This window comes from Allomuricauda sp. TY007 (assembly GCF_010468565.1).
GTDB lineage: Bacteria > Bacteroidota > Bacteroidia > Flavobacteriales > Flavobacteriaceae > Flagellimonas.
On the sequence record NZ_WUEG01000022.1, the window covers coordinates 22984 to 28983 of the forward strand.

The 6000-nt window shown below is 33.6% G+C and carries 7 protein-coding genes; 6 read left to right on the forward strand and 1 reads right to left on the reverse strand.

The annotated features are described in order from the left end of the window. The first annotated feature begins 673 nt into the window (after nucleotides 1–673). The 6 genes from GO009_RS16810 (at nucleotide 674) to GO009_RS16835 (ending at nucleotide 5693) form a co-directional block, all read left to right on the forward strand. Nucleotides 674–901, forward strand: a complete 228-nt coding sequence (locus tag GO009_RS16810; RefSeq protein WP_163627882.1) for a helix-turn-helix domain-containing protein — start codon at nucleotides 674–676, stop codon at nucleotides 899–901. A 237-nt stretch (nucleotides 902–1138) separates the two neighbouring features. Beyond that, entirely contained in the window at nucleotides 1139–3445 is a 2307-nt protein-coding gene (locus tag GO009_RS16815; RefSeq protein WP_163627883.1) for an AAA family ATPase, read from the forward strand. Then, entirely contained in the window at nucleotides 3442–3690 is a 249-nt protein-coding gene (gene gvpK, locus GO009_RS16820; protein WP_163627884.1) for a gas vesicle protein GvpK, read from the forward strand. The genes GO009_RS16815 and gvpK overlap by 4 nt, the downstream gene beginning before the upstream one ends. Before the next feature lie 203 nt (nucleotides 3691–3893). Then, nucleotides 3894–4319 (forward strand): hypothetical protein, encoded by a 426-nt coding sequence (locus GO009_RS16825; protein WP_163627885.1) that lies wholly within the window; start codon nucleotides 3894–3896, stop codon nucleotides 4317–4319. Between the two features lie 166 nt (nucleotides 4320–4485). Continuing rightward, the gene (locus GO009_RS16830) at nucleotides 4486–5202 is read left to right on the forward strand and encodes a restriction endonuclease (RefSeq protein WP_163627886.1); all 717 of its coding nucleotides are present in this window, start codon (nucleotides 4486–4488) and stop codon (nucleotides 5200–5202) included. Nucleotides 5203–5207: 5 nt separating this feature from the next. Then, the gene (locus GO009_RS16835) at nucleotides 5208–5693 is read left to right on the forward strand and encodes a hypothetical protein (RefSeq protein WP_163627887.1); all 486 of its coding nucleotides are present in this window, start codon (nucleotides 5208–5210) and stop codon (nucleotides 5691–5693) included. Between the two features lie 41 nt (nucleotides 5694–5734). On the opposite strand, the gene GO009_RS16840 is transcribed toward GO009_RS16835, so the two are convergent. Beyond that, on the reverse strand, nucleotides 5735–6000 hold a 266-nt coding region (locus GO009_RS16840), incomplete at its 5' end, for a transposase (protein ID WP_163627888.1).

The following is a 6000-nucleotide window of genomic DNA, read 5'->3' on the forward strand; positions in this document are numbered from 1 at the left end:
CCATAAGTCACGGAAAAGCCGTAACTTCCTAAAGGACATTTAGGTTCGGACATAGGCCATCCTGCCCGGGTAAATGCATACCCAGAAATAGGATTCCTAAACCAAAAATGACCATGGTTTCGTGATTGGGCCGGTTGCCCTAAATGTGTAGTCGTTGGTAGTGGGACAAAAGGATATCGTGAACCGGAAAAAATAAAACGTGTATCCCACAAACGTGGCCTTGGGATTATACGGGGTTCTTTGGCTTCTTTTTGAACAGGATATCGAACACCGAGTGACAGGCCCCAAAAACAGGACAATAACACGGTGTGAACCCCACAAAAAAATGTTGCCAAATGTTTCCCATAACCCAAATGGTTGGGCGATGCCCCGAAAGGACCAAAGAAACCAAACGCTAAGAAAAAGTTGGGCGTGAAACTCAACTTACCGACTTGAGGTACTGGTATACCTGTACACGAATAAGAGAGCTCACGCCCGGGTCGTGAGCCAATCTGCTTATCCTCTCGTGTACTAAAAATTACCAGTTTTCAAGTCGAGATTCAAAGCGATAGCTTCAAATATGTTCTAAACGAAGAATCGCAATATATGTAATTGGGGTTAAATATAATAAACCTTTTTATAATAACACATATATGTGTTGACAAAATCTAAATGATTTGCCAATTTTTGAAAGATGTCTGATGATGAACTCTATAAACTTAAGCTAGGCATTGGTGCTATCATTAAGAAGCACCGAGAAGAAAAGGGGGTATCTCAATTAAACATGGGCATCGACATTGACATGTCTGCAAATCAAATTGGAAGAATAGAAAGAGCAGAAAGTAATCCAACGGTCGAAACTTTACATACTATTGCAAATTATTTCGGTTTTGAAATCATCGAATTCTTTAAAAAGCAATAATTAAACTACCTCTCACTGATTACTTTTCTCTTTTTTAATATTCCTTACAGAATTCCACATTTTCCTTTTCTAGAAATTTCTTACATTTAGCGTCATCTCCCCCAAAGTTTTGTTGAACGATAAAAAAGCTATGCTTTTGCATATAGGTCAAAATTGGGTATGGCCAATCCATTTGGTGGTGTATGCCTATCAAAGTTTCGGATATAATCAAGTTGCCAGTAATCTAAAAAACAAATCGTGAATCCAATTTACTTAGACACACATATTCACACTTCCGCTAACCCAAATGAGGTTAACAATGAATATGACCTCGAAACTTTGATAAAAAAAATTCACGAATTTAATGGCACCTCTGAATTCTTAATTTCACTTACTGACCACAATATGGTTAATAAGAGCGCCTATTTAAAGGCGGTTGATTTAGGTATTAATATTATTCTCGGTGTTGAGTTGCATATAAGAAACTATGATAACTGTCCAGCATATCACTGTCATATATATTTTGACCTGAATGAGATAACAGAAGAAATTATTGATGACATTAATGAGAGACTTGATGCACTATATCCGAATAAAGTAGTAGAGAAAAAAGACCCTTCTATTCCAACAATTCAGGACATTATCAATAAATTCGATAAGTATAATTTTATGCTTTTACCTCACGGAGGTCAATCACACGCTACTTTCAATACTTCCATACCAAAAGAGACCACAGTAGATGGTACTTTAGAACGGAGTGTTTATTACAACCATTTTGAGGGGTTTACCGCAAGAGGAGACAACGGTTTGGAGCGTACTCAAGAGTACTTTAAAAAATTAGGAATAAATGAATTCGTTAACCTAATAACTTGTAGTGATAATTATACACCTAACACATATCCAAATGGCAAAGATAAAAATCCATTTAAACCGACTTGGATGCTTGCGAAACCAACATTTAACGGTTTAAGACTATCACTATCAGAAAAATCGAGATTAATTTATTCTGAAACAAAACCTACATTCTACTCTGAAAATATTCAGTCTGTTTCTCATAACAAAGACAACATTGAAATAGATATCGAACTAACCTCTGGTCTAAATGTGATTATTGGTGGCTCATCAAGTGGCAAAACTCTTCTTGTTGATTCAATTGTAAGATGTCTTAACGATACTGCTAATGAATCAATATACGACCAATATGAGGTTGACAAAATTACTGTTGTAAATCCTTCGGGAATGATACCACACTATTTGTCGCAGAATTACATAATGGGAGTGGTAAATAATATTAGCGAGGATAAAATTGAAAATATTGACATAATCAAAAGAGTTTTTCCGGGTGATGACGATATCAAGATAAGTATCAATAATGGGTTAAGAGAATTTAAAAAGAACATTCAAGAATTAATTCGATGCGTTAAGATTCTGGAAGAAGAAAGTCAAACCCTAAACACTATTCCAATTATTTCTAGATTAATAACAAGGAACAATTTAGAGACTAATATTTATGATAATCTTCAACCAACTGAAATTGAAAATGAGAAACTTAGATTTTCTAAAGGTGTATATGATGGATACATACAATCTCTAGATAATTTAGAAGACTTATTATCACAATATCCGTTTATAAAACACGATTCTAGCTTAGTAGCAAGTTTAAAAAATGAACTTGAGAATGTTCTTCAAGTATCAAACAAAGAAAAAGAGGTTAGGAATCTATTAGAACTAAAACAAGACGCCTATAATCAAGCTCTTAAACATTCTAATTCTGAAGAACAAACCAAAAGACAAAACTTCAATAAGCTTCAAGAGTCCTTAAAAAAATATGTTCGAGCATATAGACAATTTCATAGAACCATAACGACAATTTCAAGCTATTCTCTAAATTTTGATTCAGAAGAAATAGAGTCAATGGGACATAAACTTTATATAGAAAATGACTTTGAATTGAACCCTGCGAAGTTTATTGAAGTAGTAAACCATTTTCTTAAAACTAAAATTGTTGATTTTAATAGCATTACGCCCGAATTACTATTTGAAGCTAATTTCAAAAAACAAAAACCAAAAGTTCATGATTATGATGATTTTGAAAGTAAGATTTATAACGGTTTTGAACAGTTAAATAAGAAAAAATATAAAATCGTCACGAAAGATGGACGTCAATTTGAAAAATTGAGTCCAGGTTGGAAAACCTCTGTAATTCTTGATATTATATTGGGTTATGATAAAGATAGTGCACCTGTAATTATTGACCAACCAGAAGATAATTTAGCAACTGACTATATTAATAAAGGACTGGTTGAAGCTGTAAAAAAAATTAAGAGCAAAAAGCAAATCATACTAGTTTCTCACAATGCAACAATTCCAATGTTAGCGGATGCACAAAATATAATACTATGCAGAAACGTAAACAACAAATTAATTATTAAATCAAGTCCTTTAGAGGGCGAAATAGAGGGTAAAAGTGTTGTAGATTTAATTGCTTCAATTACAGATGGTGGAAAATCATCAATCAAAAAGAGAGTAAAGAAATATAATCTTAAGAAATTTACAGAAGAATGAAATTGATATTTAACAAAGAAGATAATAATGATATTACTGTAAAGATTCAGCAAGGTACAGTTGCTGTTGATTTCACTTACACGGAAATGATAAAACAACTTTTAGAAGATAATACAATTGACGATACAGACTTCGGAAACTTGTCAGATGATGAAAAAGAGAATCTAGAAGAAATGCTTAACAAAGTTTCGGAAATTTTCGCAGAGGAAGAAATTGAAGATGAACAACAAGTGGATGAGGAATAAAGACTACTGGCAACAATGGTAACCGTTCCCCCTTCGGCCAGATGCACAAGCCTTTGAACAGCAGAAACTATGCTTTGCATAAAAAGGCAAGACTTGGACATAGCCAACCGAATTGATGGTAAATGCCGAGGAAAGTTCAGCTTATAATCAAGTTGTGCGTCATTTAAGAAAATCGTGCTAAAAGCAAAAATCGTTGGATTTTAATGAGAAAATGGATTTTAATAATTGTCGGAATAATATTGATTGGAATAATCGGAATTGGAGTTAAAATCAATTCGGATTTGAATGACGTTGCGGAAGCTTTTAAATCTGAACACGCTCTTAACGAACCGAATCTGAATATTCTATCGGAATCTATTTCACCTGACAAGAAATATAAATATTATGAATATCAATTTGACAACGGTGGATTTGGATATTCAAGAGTATTTTGGTCAGTAATTAAAAATGATGAAAACAAAAATGACCTTGAAAAAGGGCTAATTCCAAATGGCTATAAAATAATTGAATGGAATAATAATAGTGAGTTGACTTTAAAAAAATGGAAACCATATTATGAATCGAATACCACTTATGAATTAGATGGGAAAACGGAATTTAACGGAATAAAAATTAAGATAACTGAATAAAAAACGAACGCACAACAATGTATAACCGCAATTACGGCGGATTCGACTACGTCCGAATCCACTCGGAATTGCTAACGTCAGTGCTAAACCGAAAATTAAAGCATATTAACCCGTAACTGACGGTTATACGAGACCGTTGTGTGTAATTTAAGAACACTAAAATCGAATGAAAGATTGGGAAAAATATGAACATCAGATTTTCGACAAACTACGCGAAGAATTTCCCGATTCAGATATTAAAAAAGACCAACGGATTAAAGGAATATTTTCTGAAAGAAGTAGACAAATTGACATTTTGGTTGTATCACAATCAATAGGAAGAGAATTGAAAATTATAATTGACTGTAAAAAATTCAGTAAAAATATTAATCTCAAAACTGTTGAATCTTTTATTGGATTTTGCGAAGATGTCGGTGCTCACATTGGAATAATGATAACAAATGTTGGCTATTCAAAAGGAGCTCAAAATAGAATTAAAAAATATCACAGAGATATAAAATTGGATGTAGTTAAGTTTATTGACTTTGACGAATATCACTTTGACTTATCAGATTGTTCATTATGCAGAAATGATGATGGAATTCCTCGTGGATATATTTTTTGGGACGAACCACTTCCGTTAATTAAAGATGGACTAATAACTCTTATTCATCAAGGAAAGTGCTCTTATTGTGGAGAACTTCATATCAAATGCCAAGGTTGTGGAGAAATATTGGACTTTGGACCTGATTATCACGATGTGGAATGTATGTGTGAACACATTTTCGGAATTGAATCAGAATATGTTGGAAATGGAATGACCGAAGAACATATTTACATAAAAGAAAGAAAAGATGAACCGCCAAAATTTATTGACCCAAATCAAATTGGGCTATTTGATTAAAAATTATGACAGAACAAATTCAAATCAATCGACAAACAATCTATTTGACAATTGAAAGTGTCAAAATAGAAACTGAAAATGGAATTCAAGAACAAGAGCATCAGTTTGTGGGCTTTTTTAAAAATGAGCCTGTAACGGAAATCAGCCTTGGAGAGCAGCTTAAAGACGAAAATGGAGGAAATTTAGTCTTTCATTCACAAGAACAAGCAAGAGCAGAAATAATAGAAATTCTCAAAAGAAAGGTATATCCACCTTCCTTTTTAAATCCAATGGATTATACAGTAGATAATTTGTCAGAAATAATGCATAAAGAATTAACGTTTGATATTGGAAATTTCAATTCTGATGACATTCAAGAAAGCGTTCAGGGTGTTTTGACCAATTGTACTTTAGCTTCAAATCCACCTCATTTACCAGCTTCTATTCGGATTATGACAAACAATGGAGAAAGGAGATTAAGCATTGTAGAATTAAAAAGAATAAGACACTAAAACTACACACAACAAAGAACTGAGTTAAAAAACAAGTCTTTTTAAGCCAATCTCGATACATAATTCTCATCGTAAGGTATTCCGGATTTTGCAATGGCAAATGCCTGTTTCAAAAGCTTGTTCGATACCGCTATCAAGGCCAGTTTCTTGCTTTTTCCCTTGGCGGTTATGCGTTCATACATTTCCCTACACGCCTTGTTGTGCTTGCACGCTGAGAAAGCGCATAGGAACAGAAGGTTCCGCAATTTCCTGTTCCCTACCTTGCTTATCCTGCTCTTTCCCCTTACGCTGCTGCCCGAACGTCTGG